The 19,413-nt window shown below is 56.8% G+C and carries 17 protein-coding genes; 5 read left to right on the forward strand and 12 right to left on the reverse strand.

Features of this window, described 5'->3' with window-relative positions; translation table 11 throughout:
* Positions 1-42: 42 nt before the first annotated feature.
* Positions 43-1,125: a porin OmpC gene (gene ompC, locus AC1VYI_RS12195; RefSeq protein WP_023311940.1), complete on the reverse strand. Its 1,083-nt coding sequence runs from the start codon at positions 1,123-1,125 to the stop codon at positions 43-45.
* 620 nt (positions 1,126-1,745) lie between these two features.
* Positions 1,746-2,624 (reverse strand): aromatic amino acid DMT transporter YddG, encoded by an 879-nt coding sequence (gene yddG, locus AC1VYI_RS12200; protein WP_063409218.1) that lies wholly within the window; start codon positions 2,622-2,624, stop codon positions 1,746-1,748.
* 221 nt (positions 2,625-2,845) lie between these two features.
* On the opposite strand from yddG, the gene fdnG reads away from it, so the two are divergent.
* Genes fdnG through fdnI form a run of 3 tightly spaced genes read left to right on the forward strand, consistent with a single transcriptional unit; the run spans position 2,846 to position 7,438 of the window.
* Positions 2,846-5,893, forward strand: coding sequence for a formate dehydrogenase-N subunit alpha (gene fdnG, locus AC1VYI_RS12205; RefSeq protein WP_148660536.1), 3,048 nt, complete (start codon positions 2,846-2,848; stop codon positions 5,891-5,893).
* Between the two features lie 11 nt (positions 5,894-5,904).
* On the forward strand, positions 5,905-6,789 hold the full coding sequence (fdxH, locus tag AC1VYI_RS12210) for a formate dehydrogenase subunit beta (RefSeq protein ID WP_023311937.1): 885 nt from the start codon (positions 5,905-5,907) through the stop codon (positions 6,787-6,789).
* Complete coding sequence (gene fdnI / locus AC1VYI_RS12215) at positions 6,782-7,438, forward strand: formate dehydrogenase-N subunit gamma (protein ID WP_023311936.1); 657 nt, start codon at positions 6,782-6,784, stop codon at positions 7,436-7,438. Before fdxH ends, fdnI begins: the two co-directional genes overlap by 8 nt.
* Positions 7,439-7,489: 51 nt before the next feature.
* Here the strand turns inward: fdnI and AC1VYI_RS12220 are convergent, their stop codons facing one another.
* The 3 genes from AC1VYI_RS12220 to ppk2 form a co-directional block, all read right to left on the reverse strand.
* Positions 7,490-7,705, reverse strand: a complete 216-nt coding sequence (locus AC1VYI_RS12220) for a CcdB family protein (RefSeq protein WP_374114891.1) — start codon at positions 7,703-7,705, stop codon at positions 7,490-7,492.
* A gap of 107 nt (positions 7,706-7,812) precedes the next feature.
* Positions 7,813-8,001 carry a type II toxin-antitoxin system CcdA family antitoxin gene (locus tag AC1VYI_RS12225; protein WP_023311934.1) on the reverse strand — a complete coding sequence of 63 codons (189 nt, stop codon included), beginning with the start codon at positions 7,999-8,001 and terminating at the stop codon, positions 7,813-7,815.
* 102 nt (positions 8,002-8,103) lie between these two features.
* The gene (gene ppk2, locus AC1VYI_RS12230; RefSeq protein ID WP_045399953.1) at positions 8,104-8,946 is read right to left on the reverse strand and encodes a polyphosphate kinase 2; all 843 of its coding nucleotides are present in this window, start codon (positions 8,944-8,946) and stop codon (positions 8,104-8,106) included.
* A 179-nt stretch (positions 8,947-9,125) separates the two neighbouring features.
* Here ppk2 and AC1VYI_RS12235 point away from each other — a divergent pair, with 179 nt between their 5' ends.
* Together AC1VYI_RS12235 and araJ are read left to right on the forward strand one after the other, a co-directional pair.
* Positions 9,126-9,770, forward strand: coding sequence for a QnrE family quinolone resistance pentapeptide repeat protein (locus AC1VYI_RS12235; protein ID WP_134867367.1), 645 nt, complete (start codon positions 9,126-9,128; stop codon positions 9,768-9,770).
* A gap of 120 nt (positions 9,771-9,890) precedes the next feature.
* Entirely contained in the window at positions 9,891-11,066 is a 1,176-nt protein-coding gene (gene araJ, locus AC1VYI_RS12240) for an MFS transporter AraJ (protein WP_134866154.1), read from the forward strand.
* A gap of 6 nt (positions 11,067-11,072) precedes the next feature.
* Here araJ and AC1VYI_RS12245 read toward each other — a convergent pair whose 3' ends face one another.
* The 7 genes from AC1VYI_RS12245 to adhP form a co-directional block, all read right to left on the reverse strand.
* Positions 11,073-12,164, reverse strand: a complete 1,092-nt coding sequence (locus AC1VYI_RS12245) for an alkylhydroperoxidase domain protein (protein WP_134867368.1) — start codon at positions 12,162-12,164, stop codon at positions 11,073-11,075.
* 10 nt (positions 12,165-12,174) lie between these two features.
* On the reverse strand, positions 12,175-13,164 hold the full coding sequence (locus AC1VYI_RS12250) for a putative FMN-dependent luciferase-like monooxygenase (RefSeq protein ID WP_226483847.1): 990 nt from the start codon (positions 13,162-13,164) through the stop codon (positions 12,175-12,177).
* On the reverse strand, positions 13,161-14,768 hold the full coding sequence (locus AC1VYI_RS12255) for a dipeptide ABC transporter ATP-binding protein (RefSeq protein ID WP_134866155.1): 1,608 nt from the start codon (positions 14,766-14,768) through the stop codon (positions 13,161-13,163). The genes AC1VYI_RS12250 and AC1VYI_RS12255 overlap by 4 nt, the downstream gene beginning before the upstream one ends.
* Positions 14,768-15,616, reverse strand: coding sequence for an ABC transporter permease (locus tag AC1VYI_RS12260; protein ID WP_047741919.1), 849 nt, complete (start codon positions 15,614-15,616; stop codon positions 14,768-14,770). The genes AC1VYI_RS12255 and AC1VYI_RS12260 overlap by 1 nt, the downstream gene beginning before the upstream one ends.
* Entirely contained in the window at positions 15,613-16,557 is a 945-nt protein-coding gene (locus AC1VYI_RS12265) for an ABC transporter permease (RefSeq protein WP_063409227.1), read from the reverse strand. Before AC1VYI_RS12265 ends, AC1VYI_RS12260 begins: the two co-directional genes overlap by 4 nt.
* Before the next feature lie 10 nt (positions 16,558-16,567).
* A complete protein-coding gene (locus tag AC1VYI_RS12270) occupies positions 16,568-18,187 on the reverse strand; it encodes a TIGR04028 family ABC transporter substrate-binding protein (RefSeq protein WP_226483845.1) in 1,620 nt (539 codons plus the stop codon).
* Positions 18,188-18,336: 149 nt separating this feature from the next.
* Positions 18,337-19,347 carry an alcohol dehydrogenase AdhP gene (adhP, locus tag AC1VYI_RS12275; protein WP_023311899.1) on the reverse strand — a complete coding sequence of 337 codons (1,011 nt, stop codon included), beginning with the start codon at positions 19,345-19,347 and terminating at the stop codon, positions 18,337-18,339.
* Positions 19,348-19,413: the final 66 nt, after the last annotated feature.

Genomic DNA, 19,413 nt, shown 5'->3' on the forward strand with positions numbered 1-19,413 from the left:
AAAAAGCCAGCCGCATGGGCTGGCCTTTTATCGTGACAAATCTTAGAACTGGTAGGTCAGGCCTACAGCTACGATGTTGTCGGTAGCAACGCCAGTTGCTTTGGTGAAGCTGTTGTCGTCAACCAGGTTGATTTTGTAATCAACATAGGTAGACATGTTTTTGTTGAAGTAGTAGCTCGCGCCAACGTCAACGTATTCAACCAGATCCTGGTCGCCGTATGAACCCAGGTCTTTACCTTTGGATTTCAGGTAAGCGATGGATGGACGCAGGCCGAAGTCGAACTGGTACTGAGCAACAACTTCGAAGTTCTGAGCTTTGTTCGCGATATAACCGTCACCGAAGTTGGTCATGTTGCGGGTTTCAGAGTAGGTGGTTGCCAGATAGATGTTGTTCGCATCGTATTTAAGGCCAGCAGCCCATACTTCTGCGTTCTCACCGCCAGCGTTAACGGTGTTAGCGACGCGACCTGCAGCAACCTGACGGTCAGTACGGTCAGATTTCGCGTAGGTTGCACCGACACCGAAACCGTCCATTTCATAGGTAGAAGACAGACCCCAGCCGTCACCGTTCGCTTCGGTGATGTCGTTACGGTCGTTTTTACCCTGGTACTGAGCGGCAACGTTCAGACCGTCAACCAGACCGAAGAAGTCAGTGTTACGGTAGGTTGCAACGCCAGTCGTACGGCCAGTCATAAAGCCATCGGTCTGAGTCCAGGTATCACCACCGAACTCTGGCAGAACGTCAGTCCACGCGCCGATGTCGTAAGCAACACCGTAGTTACGACCGTAGTCGAATGAACCGAATTCGTTGAATTTCAGACCCGCGAAGGCCAGACGGGTTTTGTTGCCGTCAGAGCCCTGTGATTCAGAACGGTTGCCTTTGAACTCATATTCCCACTGGCCGTAACCGGAAAGCTGATCGTTGATCTGGGTTTCGCCTTTGAAGCCCAGACGAACGTAAGTTTTATCGCCGTCGTTATCAGTATCATCAGAGAAATAGTGCAGACCTGTTACTTTACCGTACAGATCCAGCTTGTTACCGTCTTTGTTATAAATTTCAGCCGCGTTTACAACGCCTGCTGCCAACATGGAAGTCACTGCCACTGCAACTAATTTAAGTTTCATCTTAAATGTTCCTTATAATTTTCTTTGGTATTTCCTGAGCCACTTTGAACGATTTCTAAACGAGGCTGATCGTCAATGGCATGCTATTTTTAAAAATCTTGTAGTCCTATTTCAATAATAAGTTTCAAATTATTAGCAATAATTTCATTTAGTGTGATCGAGATCGGGTAAATGACGATGAAATAGCGTCAAATGATTAGCATTTAATCAATTAATTGCCGGGTTGATTGCTGTGGATATAGTTTCTTTATGGTTTTATAAAAAGTGGTAATTATCGGTATTTCCGTTCATTTTTGAGGGGCGAATGGTCTTTATAGCCGTAATACCTTGTTTTATAGCTTTAATGCACGGAATTTCCGTTCTGAAGGATGAAATAAACAGAAACATACTATTGCACTTTGTGCTATTAATCCTGTGAGTATTTGGACAGTATTAATCACCCGCCGGTGTCAATTTATGTCAATGCGGGAGGGCCGGAATTTACGAAAGGGGGTGGAATATAAACAGAATCTAAACACGTGCTCTACTGTTCATATGAATATTTTGGCGTGCGCTCACATATTAAATTTATGTTAATTATTTGCTGTCGGGATAAATATTCCTCGACAGCAAAACCGACATTATTGTCTTGTTGCGTACCAGCAGAGCAACGACCCGGCACAGACCATCAGCGCGCCCTGCCAGAACGAGAATGAGAGAGGCGAACTCAGCACTGCGGCGGCAAGCGCGGCGGAGAGGACAGGGGTAAAATAGGATACGGCAGCGAGTACCGTGACGTTACCGTGAAGGATGCCAATATTCCATGCGGCGTAACCAAACCCAAGCGCAATACCGCACATGACGAGTTTCACTATCACCGGAAGCGTAAACACCATCTCAGGCTGATCGCTCAGGAAATATTTCACCCACAGGCTCAGCGCGGTCAGCAAAACAAACAGCGTGATGCCGTTTTGTCCTTTCGCAAATTTGCTGGTGACCGTGCAGTAGGCGGCCCAGATAAATGCCCCGGCAAACGCCAGCGCGTAGCTCAGCGGGCTGGAAACGATATTGCGGGTTATTTCATCAAGATGTAAACCCTGTTCACCGCCCAATACCCAGCAGACACCCAGCAATGAGACGGCTAAGCCGGGGATCACCAACAGGGTCGATTTCTGCCCGTTGAACAAGATGGCAAAAACAATGGTCAGGCTTGGCCAAAGGTAATTGACCATGCCCACTTCAATCGCCTGCGATCGCGTTGCGGCATAGCCCAGCGACAGCGCCAGGCATATTTCGTAGCTGACAAATAAAACGCTGCCGGCAATAAGATAGCGGGGTGAAAACCGCCTGATATCAGGAAATCCTACCGTCACCAGACACAGTAATCCGCTGAGGGTGTAAATCATCGCCGCACCACCTACCGGGCCCAGTCCCTCACTCACGCTGCGAATAAGGCCGACCATGGTGCTCCATAACAGTATTGCCGCCAGCCCAATAAGCGTTGCTCTTTTTCTGTCCATTACTTCGCCATTGTAATAACAATCAAAGGAAAAATGTATCGCATTCATCCTGACGCTGTCGCCAATTATTCTCTTAAACCGTTAATCAAAAGGGAGTATTTAACGGTTCCGGGGGTGACTATTAAGGGGGGGAAGGCAGATGACCTTGATTTGACGCAAAAAAATTAGGGGCTTTGCTGTTAGTTTGCGGCGCGAAGTCTTTTCAGATAACGAGGACAACAATGGACGTCAGCCGCAGACAATTTTTCAAAATCTGCGCGGGCGGTATGGCCGGAACAACGGCAGCCATGCTGGGATTTGCTCCCAAAATGGCGCTGGCTCAGGCACGCAACTATAAGCTGCTGCGCGCAAAAGAGATCCGTAACACCTGCACATACTGCTCCGTAGGTTGTGGGCTTTTAATGTATAGCCTGGGCGATGGCGCGAAGAACGCCAGAGAAGCGATTTACCATATTGAAGGGGATCCGGATCATCCGGTAAGCCGCGGCGCACTTTGCCCGAAAGGGGCGGGGCTGCTGGACTATGTACACAGCGAAAACCGCCTGCGCTACCCGGAATACCGCGCACCGGGTTCTGATAAATGGCAGCGTATCTCCTGGGATGAGGCCTTCTCCCGTATTGCCAAATTAATGAAAGCCGACCGCGACGCTAACTTTATTGAAAAGAACGCCCAGGGCGTAACGGTTAACCGCTGGTTATCCACCGGCATGCTGTGCGCCTCGGCGGCGAGTAATGAAACCGGCATGCTGACGCAAAAATTTGTGCGCTCTCTCGGCATGCTGGCGGTAGACAACCAGGCGCGCGTCTGACACGGACCAACGGTAGCAAGTCTTGCTCCAACATTTGGTCGCGGTGCGATGACCAACCACTGGGTTGATATCAAAAACGCTAACGTCGTGGTGGTGATGGGCGGAAACGCCGCGGAAGCCCATCCGGTGGGGTTCCGCTGGGCGATGGAGGCGAAAAACAACAACGATGCGACGCTTATCGTCGTCGATCCGCGCTTTACGCGCACGGCATCGGTGGCCGATATCTATGCGCCAATCCGTTCCGGTACGGACATTACGTTCCTGTCCGGCGTGCTGCTGTACCTGATCGAAAACAACAAAATCAACGCGGAATACGTTAAGCACTACACCAATGCAAACCTGCTGGTGCGGGATGATTTTGCCTTTGATGACGGGCTGTTTAGCGGCTATGACGCCGAAAAACGCCAGTACGATAAAACGTCCTGGAACTATCAGTTCGATGAAAACGGCTACGCGCTGCGTGATGAAACCCTGACGCACCCGCGCTGCGTATGGAACCTGCTGAAGCAGCACGTTTCCCGCTATACGCCGGACGTGGTGGAAAACATCTGCGGCACGCCGAAAGCGGACTTCCTGAAGGTGTGTGAAGTGCTGGCCTCCACCAGCGCCGCCGACAGAACCACAACATTCCTCTACGCGCTGGGCTGGACGCAGCACACCGTCGGCGCGCAGAACATCCGCACCATGGCGATGATCCAGCTGCTGCTCGGCAACATGGGGATGGCGGGAGGCGGCGTGAACGCGCTGCGCGGTCACTCAAATATTCAGGGGCTCACCGACCTTGGCCTGCTGTCAACCAGCCTGCCGGGCTACCTGACGCTGCCGTCTGAAAAGCAGGCGGATCTGCAAACGTATCTTGAGGCCAATACGCCGAAAGCGACGCTGCCGGACCAGGTGAACTACTGGAGCAACTATCCGAAGTTCTACGTCAGCCTGATGAAATCCTTCTACGGCGACGCGGCGCAGAAGGAGAACGACTGGGGCTTTGAGTGGCTGCCGAAGTGGGACCAGGCGTACGACGTCATCAAGTACTTCAACATGATGGATAAGGGCAGCGTCACGGGGTATATCTGCCAGGGCTTTAACCCGGTGGCCTCCTTCCCGGACAAGAACAAAGTCGTTCGCAGCCTGAGCAAGCTGAAGTACATGGTGGTTATCGATCCGCTGGTGACCGAAACGTCCACCTTCTGGCAGAACCACGGGGAATCGAACGATGTCGACCCGGCGTCGATTCAGACCGAAGTGTTCCGCCTGCCGTCCACCTGCTTTGCGGAAGAGGACGGTTCCATCGCAAACTCCGGCCGCTGGCTGCAGTGGCACTGGAAAGGTCAGGATGCGCCGGGCGAAGCGCGTAATGACGGTGAGATCCTCGCCGGGATTTACCACCGCCTGCGCGAGATGTACCGCACCGAAGGCGGCAAAGGCGCTGAGCCGCTGCTGAAAATGGGCTGGCACTACAAGCAGCCGGATCGTCCTGAGTCAGAGGAAGTCGCGAAGGAGAACAACGGCGTGGCGCTGGCGGATCTCTATGACGCCAGCGGCAACCTGGTGGCGAAGAAAGGCCAGCTGCTGAACAGCTTCGCGCTGCTGCGCGACGACGGCACGACGGCGTCGTCCTGCTGGATCTATACCGGCAGCTGGACGGAGCAGGGTAACCAGATGGCCAACCGCGATAACGCCGACCCGTCCGGGCTGGGCAATACGCTGGGCTGGGCATGGGCGTGGCCGCTGAACCGTCGCGTGCTTTACAACCGCGCGTCTGCAGACGTAAACGGCAGGCCGTGGGATCCCAAACGCATGCTGATTCAGTGGAACGGGGCGAAGTGGACGGGGAACGATATCCCGGACTACAACACCGCCCAGCCGGGCAGCAACACCGGGCCGTTCATCATGCAGCCGGAAGGGCTGGGACGCCTGTTTGCCCTCAACAAGCTTGCGGAAGGGCCGTTCCCGGAACACTACGAGCCGATGGAAACGCCGCTCGGCACCAACCCGCTGCATCCAAACGTCATCTCCAGCCCGGTGGTGCGCATCTACGAAGAGGACGTGCTGCGGCTGGGTAAAAAGGACAAGTTCCCGTACGTGGGGACGACCTACCGCCTGACCGAGCATTTCCATACCTGGACCAAGCACGCGCGGCTTAACGCTATCGCGCAGCCGGAACAGTTTGTGGAGATGAGCGAGACGCTGGCGAAGGCGAAAGGCATCGCCAACGGCGACCGTGTGACGGTGAGCAGCAAGCGCGGTTTTATTCGCGCGGTGGCGGTGGTGACGCGTCGTCTCCAAAGCCTGAACGTGCACGGCCAGCAGGTGGAAACCGTCGGGATCCCGCTGCACTGGGGCTTTGAGGGCGTGGCGCAGAAAGGCTACATCGCCAACACCCTGACGCCAAACGTCGGCGATTCCAACTCGCAAACGCCGGAGTACAAGGCGTTTCTGGTCAACATCGAGAAAGCGTAAGGAGCGATTAAATGGCGATGGAAACACAAGACGTTATCAAACGCTCCGCGACCAACCCGATTACCCCCGCGCCCCGCGCGCGGGACTACAAGGCAGAGGTCGCTAAGCTTATCGACGTCTCCTCCTGCGTAGGCTGTAAGGCCTGCCAGGTGGCCTGCTCGGAGTGGAACGATATCCGCGACGAGGTGGGGCACTGCGTGGGGGTCTACGACAATCCGGCGGATCTGAGCGCCAAATCCTGGACGGTAATGCGCTTTAGCGAAACCGAGCAGAACGGCAGGCTGGAGTGGCTGATTCGCAAAGACGGCTGCATGCACTGTGAAGATCCGGGCTGCCTGAAGGCGTGCCCGTCTGCCGGCGCTATTATTCAGTACGCCAACGGGATTGTCGACTTCCAGCAGGACAACTGCATCGGCTGCGGGTACTGCATCGCGGGCTGTCCGTTTAATATCCCGCGACTCAATAAAGAGGATAACCGGGTATACAAATGCACCCTGTGCGTGGACCGCGTCAGCGTCGGGCAGGAGCCTGCCTGTGTGAAAACCTGTCCGACAGGGGCGATCCACTTCGGCACTAAAAAAGAGATGCTTGACGTGGCGCAGGCGCGCGTGGACAAGCTGAAAGCGCGCGGCTACGAGAATGCGGGCATTTATAACCCGCAGGGCGTGGGCGGTACGCACGTGATGTATGTGCTGCACCATAACGACCAGCCGGAGCTGTACCACAACCTGCCGAAGGATCCGGCGATCGATACCTCCATCAACCTGTGGAAAGGTGCGCTTAAGCCGCTTTCGGCGGCGGGCTTTATCGCCACCTTTGCCGGGCTGATTTATCACTACATCGGAATCGGGCCGAACAAAGAGGTGGATGACGACGAGGAGGATCATCATGAGTAAATCGAAAATGATAGTGCGCACTAAGTTTGTTGACCGCGCCTGTCACTGGACGGTCGTGATCTGTTTCTTCCTGGTGGCGGTGTCGGGGATTTCGTTCTTCTTCCCGACGCTGCAGTGGCTGACCGAAACCTTCGGCACGCCGCAGATGGGGCGCATTCTGCATCCGTTCTTTGGCGTGCTGATTTTCGTGGTGCTGATGTTTATGTTCGTGCGCTTTGTCCACCATAACATCCCGGACAAGCAGGATATCCCGTGGCTGAAAGGGATCGTCGAAGTCCTGAAGGGCAACGAACATAAGGTCGCGAAGGTGGGGAAATACAACGCCGGACAGAAGATGATGTTCTGGACCATCATGAGCATGATTTTTGTGCTGCTGGTGACCGGCGTGATTATCTGGCGTCCGTATTTTGCGCACTATTTCCCGATTCAGGTGATTCGCTACGCGCTGCTGATCCACGCCACGTCGGCCATCATCCTTATCCACGCCATCCTGATCCATATGTATATGGCGTTCTGGGTAAAAGGATCGATTAAAGGGATGATTGAAGGGAAGGTGAGCCGCCGCTGGGCGCAGAAACACCACCCGCGCTGGTATCGTGATGTGGAGCGACTGGAAGCGAAACAGGAAAGTACGGAAGGAATGAAGTAAGACCTGCGCCGTCGGCTTTGCCCGGCGGCGCTGCGCTTGCGCTGGCCTACGTTATGTATTGGTCACTAACGCATCTATCGCCGCGATAACAGTACTTCTCGCGCTGCGAAGATTACATACATAATCTTTATTATTTAGTTTCTGTTTCTCCACGTGTGTTATGCCAGCGGTGTTAAGGAAATATCGCTCGAAATCAATATTCACTAAAGGCATCGCGGCATTGATATGTCCACATAGATAGCTATGGTAGCTTAATGGAATAATCAGTCATGTTGATAAATCATCATAATAGTCATGTTGAATTATCATAAAATAAGGCTGGTAGTCCCGTGTTCTTTCTGAAGGGTTACGGTAAACGTCAAACTGAAAGCACATTAAATCCCTCCAAAGAAAGGATCGTCTGATAATAATCCCGCTTTAGCCGTAAATTCATTCATGGCTTTTATGAATTCTTTATCTTGCTGATGCTCTTGTCTTCGCGCCTCTGGTGTACGGGCCTCGCGGGAGACTCCACTCGCCATGCTCTCCCTTTTGCCATAGTCTTTGTTACGGTTTGGCTTCATTTTCAGCTCCTTTGTTGGTGCGGTCATTATCAACCGCAGCCAACAAAAAACAATACCGTATCCCCTGGTAATCTACATTCTGCGAGGCGTATTCCAGTAATTTCAGAACCGCTCTTCCACATACCGGAACGGATATTTTGTGGGTTTGACTTTACCAATTTTACGTTTCGGTAAATCCACCTTTTCGACGTGAATTTCTTTATAAGGAATTTGGGTGAGCAGGTGCGAAATAATATTCAGGCGCACGCGTTTTTTATCTTCTGAACGTGCCACAAACCACGGCGCCCATGCGGTATCTGTCGCTTCAAACATGGCGTCGCGCGCGAGGGTATACTCGTCCCACAGGTTAAAGGACTTAATATCCATCGGCGATAGCTTCCAGATTTTACGACCATCGTTAATACGGTCGCGCAGGCGGCGCTCCTGCTCTTTAGGCGTGACCTCCAGCCAGTACTTCAGCAGGATAATCCCGGCATCCACCATCGCTTTTTCCATCACCGGCGCACCATCAAGAAACTTCTCAACCTGCTCGGGGGTGCAGAATCCCATGACCCGCTCGACGCCCGCGCGGTTGTACCAGCTGCGGTCGAATATGACGATCTCTCCGGCGGCAGGCAGATGGGGAACATAACGCTGAAAATAGAGCTGGGTTTTCTCTTTCTCGGTGGGGGCAGGGAGGGCAACAACGCGAAACACGCGAGGGCTGACGCGCTCGGTTATCGCTTTAATGGTGCCGCCTTTACCGGCACCGTCGCGTCCTTCAAAAACAATACACACTTTTAGCCCTTTTGCGACGACCCACTGCTGGAGCTTAACCAGTTCAACGTGGAGGCGACGTAGCTCTTTTTCATACTCTTTGGTCTTCAGCACGGGTTTAACCAGGCTATCTACGCTCGCTTTGGTCACGGTCGCTGCTTTGGTTTTATTCTGCTTTGCGTTTCCCATGATAATTCTCATCTCCGGATCGGGTGATGTGCTTAGAAGGAACTAACACTTTGAAGTGTAATGCTGGCCTGCAACCTTCGCGGGAATTTTTGACATGTGTGTCAGATAAGCGTGTTTCTCTTCTGCAGGTAACGGGTTAGAATGGTGACAGGTACTGTATGAATAAACAGGTTGGTGTGATGGCATTGATTTTTGAGGGCGAAAAAATCGGTCGTACTCGTTTTACCGGCGAGAAAATAGAGAATGCAATCTTTCGTAACTGCGACTTTTCCGGCACGGATTTAACCAGCACGGAGTTTATTGGCTGTCAGTTCTATGACCGGGAAAGCCAGCAGGGCGGTAAGTTTACTCGGGCGCAGCTTAAAGATGCTATTTTCAAAAGCTGCGATTTATCGATGGCGGATTTCAGGCATTCGAATGCATTAGGCATCGAAATTCGTGAATGCAGGGCGCAAGGGGCTGATTTTCGCGGGACCAGTTTTATGAACATGATCACTACGCGTACCTGGTTTTGCAGTGCTTACATAACAAAAAGCAACCTGAGCTATGCCAATTTTTCGAAGGTGGTTCTGGAAAAATGCGAGTTGTGGGAAAACCGCTGGAACGGTGCGCAAATACTCGGTGCCACCTTCAGCGGCTCGGATCTGTCGGGGGGCGAGTTCCCCTCTTTTGACTGGCGAGCAGCCAATTTTACCCACTGCGATCTGACCAACTCAGAACTGGGTGAACTGGACGTGCGCGGTATTGATTTGCAGGGTGTCAAACTGGACAGCTATCAGATTGCCCAGCTGATGGAGCGGCTTGGCATCGTGGTTTTGGGCTAGCGGTATTCACAACCTTACCTGAATTAATGGATTAACCTGCCAGCCAACGGATTTGAGCTGGCTCACCATACAAGATTATTCAATAATGTCCGTCGCGTGTGATTAACCAGTGGTTGAAGTATGAAAAAGACAATTTTTTCGTTGGCGCTTGGCACATTTGGCCTCGGAATGGCCGAATTTGGCATTATGGGCGTGTTAACCGAGCTGGCACATGACACCGGTATTTCGATTCCCTCCGCCGGGAATATGATCTCGTTTTATGCGTTCGGCGTGGTTATTGGCGCCCCGATTGTGGCGCTGTTCTCAGGCAAGTTTTCGTTAAAGACCACGCTGTTGTTTCTGGTAGCGATGTCCGCTGTCGGCAATGCCCTGTTCACGTTTTCCACGTCCTATCTCTGGCTGGCTGTGGGGCGGCTGATTTCCGGCTTTCCTCACGGGGCTATTTTTGGCGTCGGGGCGATTATCCTGTCTAAAATTGCGCCACCGGGTAGGGTGACGGTCGCGGTGGCAGGGATGATCGCCGGTATGACCGTGGCCAACCTGATGGGCGTTCCGCTGGGGACCTGGCTCGGACATCAGTTCAGCTGGCGTTATACCTTTTTTCTGATTGCCGTGTTCGATGCGCTGGTGATCCTCTCGGTTCTGCTCTGGGTGCCGGACATCCGCGACACTTCAGAAATCAAATTGACCGAGCAGTTCCACTTTCTAAAAAAACCAGAACCCTGGCTGATTTTTGCCGCCACCATGTTTGGCAACGCCGGGGTGTTCGCATGGTTCAGCTTCGTTAAGCCGTTTATGTTTAACGTCTCCGGTTATTCAGAAGGGATGATGACGGCCATCATGATGCTGATGGGGCTTGGCATGGTGTTGGGCAACCTGCTGAGCGGTAAGCTCTCGGGGCGTTTTAGCCCGCTGCGCATTGCGGCCACCACCGACATGGTGATTGTCGCCTCGCTGCTGCTGCTTTTCGCCTTTGGTGAACTGAAAACGGCCTCGCTGGTCATGGGCTTTATCTGCTGCGCCGGGCTGTTCGCGCTCTCTGCGCCGCTACAAATTCTGCTTCTGCAAAATGCGAAGGGCGGTGAGATGCTGGGGGCGGCAGGGGGACAGATGGCGTTTAATCTCGGCAGTGCGATTGGCGCGTACTTTGGCGGGATGATGATTGTCCTCGGCTTTAGCTGGCGTTACGTCACGCTGCCGGCAGCAATACTCTCTTTCTCGGCCATGAGCGCACTGCTGATCTACGGTCACCTGCGGGCCAGACGGGCTCAGGCTAACGCTCGCGCGCTAGCCTGACAGATTTCAGGCAAGCCAGGGCTCACCCAGGGTCAGCATCAGGCGGTTGGCCCAGGCGAAGAACGCGGCGGACTGCACCAGATCAAGCTGCGCTAAGGTATCCAGCCCCTCTTTTTCCAGCGCGGCAAGGTGCAGCGGCGTGGCGGCAGGCGGCGTGACCGACAGCGCCGCCGCAAAATCGATTTCCGCCTGCCAGCGTGCGGATTGCCCCTCGCTCAGGGACCGCCCCGGCCTCACGGCCAGCAGGGCTTCTACCGCCGCGTCATCCTTTGACAGCTGGCTGGCTTTACGCGCATGGACAGATGCGCAGTAAATGCAGCCGTTGATTTTACTGGCGACCGTTGCGGCCAGCTCGCGCTCGGCGCGCGGCAATCCCCCCGATGTATAAAAAATTCCTTTATCCGTTAACGTGCGCTGTTCAAGCACCGGCAGGTTGCGCCCCAGCAGGCGGAAGTAGTCGGAATCGGTATGGCCAAATTTCGCCAGAATGGCAACCTCATCGTCACCGAAGTCCGCCAGCGGTTTGGCCGCTATCCACGGTTCCCATCCCAGCTCCTGCTGGGTAAACGCGACGGGGGCCGCCTTCCCGGTGACCGTTGTTGCGGTCGTGTGCCAGATGCCTGCCGCCACCGGCGCATCGCTTTTGGCGACGGGCCTGTCGTTCAGCAGCCGCAGCCCGGTGATGAGTCGGCTCTGGAAGCTCACAAACGCAATAAGCTGCGCCAGGGTAACAATGCCTTCCTTGCTCCATCCCGCCTGAGTCAGCGCCCTTAACGCTGCGGGCGTCGCTTCGACGGGGGAGAACGTCAGCAGGCGCGCGAAGTTCAGCGCCGGGGTCAGGCGTTCTGAGGTGGGATCGGCCAGGCCAAACCCCGCATAGTGCGCGGCCAGCGCCTCCGCGCTGTGCCACCTGGCGACTTTTGCCGCTACGGCGAAGCGCTCGTCCAGTGCAAAATCAGCATCCTGCTGGCTAAAGAGAATTTCGTAGCTGCCCTGCGCGTGGCGCGTGGCGGCATCACGCGTGGCGCGCGCCTCTGCCAGAGGGGAACCGGGTTTAATTTCCGCCAGCTCGGCGAGAATGTCCTGACTTAACGACATAGGTGTCTCCTCAAAGGATGTGGGGGGCAATACGTTCGGCGATCAGTGCGATGGACCGCAGCGTGTCGCGATGCGTGGGTTCGACCGAATGGACCTGGAATGAGATATCCGTGGCGCGCCTGAGAATGGAGTCAGCATTCAGAGAATTCAGCACCGTATCGGGCGAACCAATATGGGCGTCAAACTGGCGGCGATAATCTGTGACGTTGTCACCTTTAACCACGTGCCCGGCAGCGCGATGCTGCTGGGCCTGTTTCGTGAGGCCCGGCGTCGCGACCCTGAGCGCATAGTCGTCGCTGTCGGCGACGAACGCCGTACGGGAGGCCAAAATGCGCGGTGCGATGCCCGCAGGCAGCGCATCGAGGTAGGCATCCACAATCGGGTTCTGGATCTCGTCGAGCGTTAAATCCAGCCGATCTGCCGGGCGCGGCTGCGTGCGGGAGAGCATTAAACCGTGTCCGGCCCGGGCGGCGCGAACGGCTCCCTCAACAGAGAAGGTGGCAATCCAGATACGGTCGGCCAGCTGCGGCGCAGGCGGGTAAAGGTGGTTATCCGGATGGGTCAGCGAATCCCCGCGCCAGGCGCTCTGGATCACATGCAAATGGTCAGCAAAGGCCGCGCCGCGCTCCTCAAACGTCAGGCCGAACGGCAGGAAAGAGGTTGGCGTGCCGCCAGAACCAAAACCGACCTCAAGACGGCCATCGGCGAGTAAATCGAGCACGGCGGCATCTTCCGCGACGCGCAGCGGGTTTTCCATCGGCAGGGTGATGATGGCCGTGCCCAGTCGGATGGTTTCGGTATGCGCGGCTACGTGCGCCAGAAACAGCAGCGGCGACGGCAGGCCGCCTTCACTTTCGTGGAAGTGGTGCTGGGCAATCCAGGCGCTGTCAAAACCGTGGCGTTCGGCGTGGCGGATCTGTTCAGTTGCCAGACGATAGCGCTCCTTCGGCGTAGCGTCGTCAAGCAGGCGGGTGAAAAATCCCAGGCGTTTTCGCGTCATGCGAACTCCTCCGTAGCGGGTGAAAAATGGGGAATGGCGTCAATCAGCTCGCGGGTATAGTCGTTCTGCGGCGACGCGAATAAGGTTCCGACATCACCCTGTTCGACCACCTGACCGCCGCGCAGCACCGTGACGCTGTGGGCGAGCCGGCGGACGGTAGACAGATCGTGCGTGATAAAGAGGTAGGTCAATCCCAGCTGCTGCTGCAGCTGCTGAAGCAGAGCCAGAATCTGCGCCTGCACGGTGACGTCCAGCGCGGAGGTGGCTTCGTCCAGCACCAGAATGGTCGGTTCCAGGATCAGCGCCCGGGCGATGGCAACGCGCTGCCGCTGTCCGCCTGAAAGCTCCCGGGCGGTGCGGGTCAGGAGTTCGACGGGCAGGGCAACCCGCTGCGCCACCGTCTCCACCCGGGGCTTTCGCTGCGCCTTACCGAGGCGAGAAAAGTTCTTCAGGGGCTCCTCGATGATGTCAAACAGCGTCTGACGCGGGTCGAGAGAGGCAAACGGATTCTGGTAGACAAACTGGATCTTCTGGCGCAGCTGACGGCGTGCCTCGCGGCTGAGCGCGGTGGCTTCAATATCATCAATGATGACCTGTCCGCTGTCGGCCTGTTCAAAACCCAGCAAAATACGGGCGAGGGTGGTTTTCCCGGAGCCGGATTCACCGACCAGCGCATGCGTGCTGCCGCGCCTGACGTCAAACGTTACCCCATCCAGCGCCTGAAGCTGATGACCTTTGCCCAGGGAGAATTGCTTGCTGATGCCGCGGGCGCGAATGGCCGGGGACGCGAGCGGGCGACCGGCCACCGGGGCGATGGTCAGGCGCTGGCCCTGGAGATCGCTCAACAGCTGACGGGTGTAGGCGTGCTGCGGCGTGCGGACGATATCGGCGGTGTTGCCCTGTTCCTGAACCTCGCCATCGCGAAACACCAGCAGCCTGTCCGCGCGCTGTGCGGCCAGCGCCAGATCGTGGGTGACAAACAGAACGGCGGTACCCGATTCCCGGCGCAGGATATCCAGCAGATCGAGAATACGTTTTTGCACCGTCACATCCAGCGCGCTGGTGGGCTCATCGGCAACGATCACGTCCGGACGCAGGGCAATGGCGATGGCAATCAGCACGCGCTGTTTCATCCCGCCGGAGAGCTGATGGGGATACTGCGTCATGCGCTGTTCGGGGTGGCTCAGGCCGACCTTTGTCAGCAGGGCGAGCACCTGCTCGTCGCGCTCGGCGCGGGTCACCTTCTGGTGTAGCTGAATAATTTCTCCGACCTGCACACCGATGGTTTTCACCGGGTTGAGCGAATTACCCGGATCCTGCGGAACCAGGCTAATTCGCGCCCCGCGAAGGGTATCGAGACGCTTTGCGGACCATCGGCTAATCTCCTCGCCGTTGAGCGATATTTTTCCCGCATCGCGCCGGGCGTTATCGGCCAGCAGGCCAATGATCGCCTGCGCCGTGGTCGTCTTGCCGGACCCGGATTCGCCGACAAACGCCAGCATTTCCCCTCGTCCGAGCGTGAAGCTGACGTTATGCACCACCTCTCGCCACTGGCGCGCGGTACGGTAGCTGATCGTCAAATTTTCCACTGAGAGCACGGTCATTAGCGACCTCCGCTGAACTGTTGGCTGATGCGGTTGGTGGCCAGCACCACGGCGATGACGACGACGCCGGGGAAGGTGGTGAGCCACCAGGCGGTAGAGAGATAGTTACGGCCTTCGGCAATCAGTAAGCCCCATTCCGGCACCGGCGGCGGGGTGCCGTAACCGAGAAAGCTCAGCGTGGAGAGCGCCAGGATGGCCTGACCAAACTGCAGCGTGGCAAAGGCGAGGACGGCGGTTAACGCGTTGGGCAGGATGTGTCGCCACAGCACGGCGAAAAACGTCCCGCCGCTGCCGAACGCCGCCTCGACGTAATCCGTGTGGCGGATGCGCACCACTTCACCGCGCGCGAGGCGGGCGAAGCTGGCAATGGAGGCAACGCCTACGGCAATCGCGGCGTTAACGGTGCCAAACCCGAGCAGAATAATCACCGTCAGCGAGAGCAGCAGAGACGGGATGGACAGCAGCACGTCGACGAAGCGCATCAGCAGAGACTCGACGCGTCCGGCGAACGCCCCGGCAATCACCCCTAAACCGGTGCCTACCACCAGACCCATCGTCACGGCGGCCAGCGCCGCGCTCAGGGAATGGGAGGCGCCATAAACGATACGCGTATAAACATCCCGGCCAAGCTGATCGGTTCCAAGCCAGTGTCCCACCTGCGGCGCCAGGCGCTGTGCCCCGGCGATGCCCTCAATCGGGCTGTAGTGGGTTAACAGGCCGGGTGCCACGGCGGCAAAAGCGGCGAGAATAATCACCCCCCATGCCAGCCACAGTCCCGGCTGCCATTCCACGCCCTGCCAGGCAGGAACGCGTTTTCGCGCGGCGGCCGCGTAATCGACCAGACTCATGATGCACCTCCGGTAACGGTTTGCAGACGGGGATCCAGCAGCGGCATCAGCAGATCCACCAGCAGATTGATCAGGACAAAACCGAGGGCGGAAATCATAACCACCGCCTGAAGCACGGCGATGTCCTGATTATTCACCGCCTGCTGGGTCAGCTGCCCGAGCCCGCTGCGGCCAAAAACGGTTTCGGTGATCAGCGCCCCGGCAATCAGCTCGCCCAGCAGCAGCCCGGCAATGTTCAGGACCGGCAGCAGGGCGTTGCCGGTCACGTGACGCCACAGGACGGCGGTTTCACTCAGCCCTTTGGCACGGGCGACGGCGACAAATGGCTGCGTCGCCACCTGGTCCAGGCTGCGCATCAGAATTTGCGCCAGCGGGGCGGAGATCGGGATCGCGACGGTCACGATCGGCAGGAGCAGCCCCTGCAGCGGCGTCGGGTTAATCACCGGGATCAGCCGCAGCTGAAAAGAAAAAAGCTGGATGAGGGCAATCCCCAGCCAGAACGTCGGTAAGGAGATAAACAGGACCGGCAGAGACTGAAGGGTATTGCTCAGCCAGCGCAGACCCGGCAGACGTGATGCAAAGGCCAGCGCAAAGGCCAGCAGGACCGCGAGCACAAACGCGGGCAGGGCGAGGCTCAGGGTATCCGGCAGATTGCTGGCAATCAGCTCGCTGACCGGCACGCCGGCCTGTAGCGAATAGCCGAAATCCCCGCGCAGCATCGCCAGCAGCGTGTGGCCGTACTGCTGCCACAGCGGGCTGTCCGCGCCGTAGGCCACGCGCATCTCCTCGATTTGCGCCGGGCTTAAGCCCAGATCCGGGTTCTGAAATTTAATCAGCACCGCGTCGCCCGGCAGCACCTGGAGCAACACGAACGAGAGGGTAAAGGCGGCCCACAGTACCAGCAGCCCGTGCCCTAAACGTTGAAGAAGTGCGTGGCGCATCGTCAGCTCCTCAGTGTTTCTCAATCCACGCGCCGTAGAACGACGGGCGGCCAACCGCTTCGAAATTCACGCCTTTCAGCCACGGCGCGCCGGCAAAGACCTGCGGCTCCTCGAAAATCGGAATGACGTAGGCGTTATCCAGCAGGTAGCGCTGCGCGTCCCCCGCCAGCTGCAGGCGTTTTTGCGGGTCGACCTCAGCCGAAATGTTCACCAGCAGTTCATTCAGCCTGTCGTCACGGAAGTTTTTGACCTTGTCGCTGGATCCGCCTTTTTGCAGCAGCGCGTCGCGGTTAGCCGGGTAGAACATGCTTTTCACCACGTCCGGATCGGCGCGGCCCACTTCGGAGACGGTTAACGGGGTTTTCAGCGGATCAAGGTTATCCAGCGTGCGGCTGCCTGCATCTCCGGCTTTGACGCTCAGCGCCACGCCCACCTGTCGCCACTGCTGGGCAACCAGCTGCAGAACCTCTTTGTTTTGCGGCTGCGGCAGGGATTCATACACCGTCAGCGCCAGACGCTGGCCGTCTTTGGCGCGGATCCCGTCGCTGCCTGCTTTCCAGCCCGCCTCGTCCAGCAGCTGGTTGGCTTTTGCCGGGTCAAAGGTCAATTTGTCGCTGAGATCGACAAAGCCTGCGGCGGAACCGGCAATCACGGACTTCGCCTGCGGATAGTTGGCCGAGAAGAGGGTCTCGACCACCTGTTTTGCATTGGTGGCATGCAGCAGCGCCTGGCGAACGCGAACATCGGCGACCAGCGGGTTATCCGGGCGGAAGCTGATGCTGTCGTTCACCCCGCGGGTCGGGGCGGCGTATATCTTATAGCCCTGGTCTGTCGCCTGCTTTTCGTCATACGCCTGCACCTGGCGAATAAAGTCGGCCTGACCGGCCAGCAGGGCCCCCACGCGCACGCTGTCTTCCTGGGTCACGATAAACTTGATGCCATCGAGATTAGCGGGCCCCTGCTGCGCCAGGTTTTTCGGCCCCCACTGGTAGTCTTTGCGCGCTTCGAGCGTCACTTCACGTCCCAGCTTCTCGTCCTTCACCACAAACGGGCCGGAACCGATGATATGGCGGGCATCTCCCAGCTCTTCGAAGTTGCGCTTTAGCGTGCTGAGCGAGACCAGACCCGAGCCAATGGTGGCGGTGCCCTGCAGGAACCCCGGCGACGGTTTTTTGAAGTAGAACTTCACGGTCAGCGGGTCGATGACTTCGCTGCGATCGTAGTTATTAATCACTTCTGACACCGGCAGGCGCTGCGCCTTATTGCCTGAACCGTAGGTATCAAAATTTTTCGCCACGGCGTTGGCGTCCAGCGGCGTGCCGTCGGAGAAGGTGATGCCGGGACGAAGCTTAAAGGTGTATTCGGTTTTATCGGCGTTGGTGGTCCAGCTTTCGGCCACCCAGGGTTCGACCTGCAGCGTCTTTGGGTTCTGCCATGTCAGTTTGTCGGTGATTTGATTCAGAATGCCGCCGTTCGGGTAAAAGCCACCGGCAGGCGGATAGAGGTTGGTGTGCGCCTGTTGCTCCAGATAAATCAGCGTGCCGCCTTTGACGGGCGCATCTGCTGCCCAGGCTGCGGTTGTCGCCAGAATCAGCGCCGTCAGCAGCGGCAGACGAAATGGGGTTTGCATGGTGAATTCCTTTGTTATCTTCTTGTTAGCGTCGGATTCATCATCGGGCGCGGGGGAAAACAAGGGAACAAAGGAATTAAGATAAGGATTGCCGGAAAATGGCTATAAAAAAACCGCCCCAGCGAGGAGCGGTAATGAAAAATGAACGATTATGAACGTAGGTCGATCACCATACGGCCGCGGATCTGGCCCTGTTCCATCTCTTTAAAGATGGCGTTGATGTCCTCGATTGGACGCATCGTGACTTTCGGCACCACCTTACCTTCTGCGGCGAACTGGAAGGCTTCCTGCAGATCCTGACGGGTGCCGACCAGGGAACCTACCACCTGGATGCCGTCCAGCACCAGACGCGGAATGTCGAGGCTCATCGCTTCCGGCGGCAGGCCAACCGCGACCACGCGGCCACCGGCACGCACGGCGTCAACGGCTGAGTTAAAGGCCGCTTTGGCGACGGCAGTAACGACTGCTGCATGCGCGCCGCCGGTTTTCTCCTGCACAATTTTTGCGGCGTCTTCGCTGCGGGAGTTGATGGTTAAATCCGCACCCATGCTGGCCGCCAGCTTCAGCTGTTCGTCGTTAACGTCGAGAGCGATGACTTTGGCGTTAAAGACGTTTTTGGCGTACTGCAGCGCAAGGTTGCCCAGACCGCCCAGACCATAGATTGCGATCCACTGGCCCGGTTTAATACCCGACACCTTCACCGCTTTATAGGTGGTGACGCCGGCGCAGGTGATGCTGCTGGCCGCAGCGGATTCCAGACCGTCTGGCACTTTTACGGCGTAGTCAGCGGTGACGATGCACTCTTCCGCCATCCCGCCGTCGACGGAGTAACCGGCGTTTTTCACGTCGCGGCACAGGGTTTCGTTGCCGGTATTACAGTATTCGCAGTGGCCGCAGCCTTCAAAAAACCAGGCCACGCTTGCGCGATCGCCGACTTTCAGCGACTTCACGCCGGGGCCGACTTCTTTTACGATACCAATCCCTTCGTGGCCCAGGATAACCCCGGTTTTATCGCCAAAATCACCGTTCTTCACGTGGAGGTCGGTATGGCATACGCCACAGCATTCCATCTTCAGCAGGGCCTCCCCGTGCTTTAGCGGGCGTAAGGTTTTTTCGGTGACATTAACCTGATGATCCTGAGTGACAACAGCAGCCTTCATGTGTATCTCCTTGTTCATGATGAGTATCTGCATAGCAGGTGTAATACTCCTCAAGGATTAGTGGTT

This window comes from Enterobacter sp. QK-SA4, from assembly GCF_056856775.1.

What these genes read in the sequence shown, in the direction of transcription:
- AC1VYI_RS12265 (WP_063409227.1), bottom strand. Translation starts at nt 16,557, where the DNA reads ATGCGCCACGCACTTCTTCAACGTTTAGGGCACGGGCTGCTGGTACTG.
- adhP (WP_023311899.1), bottom strand. Translation starts at nt 19,347, where the DNA reads ATGAAGGCTGCTGTTGTCACTCAGGATCATCAGGTTAATGTCACCGAA.
- AC1VYI_RS12250 (WP_226483847.1), bottom strand. Translation starts at nt 13,164, where the DNA reads ATGACGCGAAAACGCCTGGGATTTTTCACCCGCCTGCTTGACGACGCT.
- AC1VYI_RS12260 (WP_047741919.1), bottom strand. Translation starts at nt 15,616, where the DNA reads ATGAGTCTGGTCGATTACGCGGCCGCCGCGCGAAAACGCGTTCCTGCC.
- AC1VYI_RS12245 (WP_134867368.1), bottom strand. Translation starts at nt 12,164, where the DNA reads ATGTCGTTAAGTCAGGACATTCTCGCCGAGCTGGCGGAAATTAAACCC.
- AC1VYI_RS12235 (WP_134867367.1), top strand. Translation starts at nt 9,126, where the DNA reads ATGGCATTGATTTTTGAGGGCGAAAAAATCGGTCGTACTCGTTTTACC.
- AC1VYI_RS12225 (WP_023311934.1), bottom strand. Translation starts at nt 8,001, where the DNA reads ATGAAGCCAAACCGTAACAAAGACTATGGCAAAAGGGAGAGCATGGCG.
- AC1VYI_RS12255 (WP_134866155.1), bottom strand. Translation starts at nt 14,768, where the DNA reads ATGACCGTGCTCTCAGTGGAAAATTTGACGATCAGCTACCGTACCGCG.
- AC1VYI_RS12270 (WP_226483845.1), bottom strand. Translation starts at nt 18,187, where the DNA reads ATGCAAACCCCATTTCGTCTGCCGCTGCTGACGGCGCTGATTCTGGCG.
- ompC (WP_023311940.1), bottom strand. Translation starts at nt 1,125, where the DNA reads ATGAAACTTAAATTAGTTGCAGTGGCAGTGACTTCCATGTTGGCAGCA.
- fdxH (WP_023311937.1), top strand. Translation starts at nt 5,905, where the DNA reads ATGGCGATGGAAACACAAGACGTTATCAAACGCTCCGCGACCAACCCG.
- fdnI (WP_023311936.1), top strand. Translation starts at nt 6,782, where the DNA reads ATGAGTAAATCGAAAATGATAGTGCGCACTAAGTTTGTTGACCGCGCC.
- ppk2 (WP_045399953.1), bottom strand. Translation starts at nt 8,946, where the DNA reads ATGGGAAACGCAAAGCAGAATAAAACCAAAGCAGCGACCGTGACCAAA.
- yddG (WP_063409218.1), bottom strand. Translation starts at nt 2,624, where the DNA reads ATGGACAGAAAAAGAGCAACGCTTATTGGGCTGGCGGCAATACTGTTA.
- araJ (WP_134866154.1), top strand. Translation starts at nt 9,891, where the DNA reads ATGAAAAAGACAATTTTTTCGTTGGCGCTTGGCACATTTGGCCTCGGA.